Source organism: Ruegeria sp. AD11(2025) (assembly GCF_056542405.1).
In genome coordinates, this window is sequence record NZ_JBQFZU010000137.1 from 1 (window position 1) to 657 (window position 657).

Annotated in this window: 1 protein-coding gene; it reads right to left on the minus strand. The window is 57.8% G+C overall.

Annotated elements, in window-relative coordinates; all coding sequences use genetic code 11:
• Positions 1-657: ABC transporter permease (locus tag ACR1XY_RS24740; protein ID WP_480597508.1), on the minus strand; the 657-nt coding region annotated here is incomplete at both ends.

Genomic DNA, 657 nt, shown 5'->3' on the forward strand with positions numbered 1-657 from the left:
GAGCCGGACCGGCCCGCAACAATGATGGCCGTCAGCAGAACACCGAGCTCACGCAGGACCGAAATCGAGATCAGTTCCACGACAAAAATCTCTGCCCCGAATTGCTTAAGCTGGGTCGCCCCCTGAAAGGCCAGCACAACACCGATTAGGAACCCCATCAGGGCAATAATCGGCAAAGCTTTGAACCCGGTCTCTTCCATATGCGTAAACAGGGCGGCGCGGCGCAGTCTCCAGGGCATGACAACAGTTCGTGCAAGCCGATGTAACGTCAGCCCCAAAAAACCGAGAATCGATAAAGTGTCTTTCCATGCGCCGACAGTGCGCTCGCCCACGCTTTCCACCCATTCGACGAAACTGCGCGGCGCGGCAACTTTACCGGGCTTATCCGGGATATTGTGCGATACGGTATCGATCAGCGCTGCATGTGCGGGTTGGACGCCTTGAAACTGTAACTCTGCGCCATTGGACGTGAACCGCTGCGCCATGTTGGCCACCAGCCAAGCGCCGCCTGTGTCCAACGCTTCAACACCCGACAAGTCTACCGTGACTTTCCCGCCGGTTGGCTGGATGTTTCCAAAGGCATTTTCGACGGCTTCAAGCGATTGCGTCAGCATCTGGCCGGCAATGCGGACACGGGTGCCATCGGCGTCATGCTCG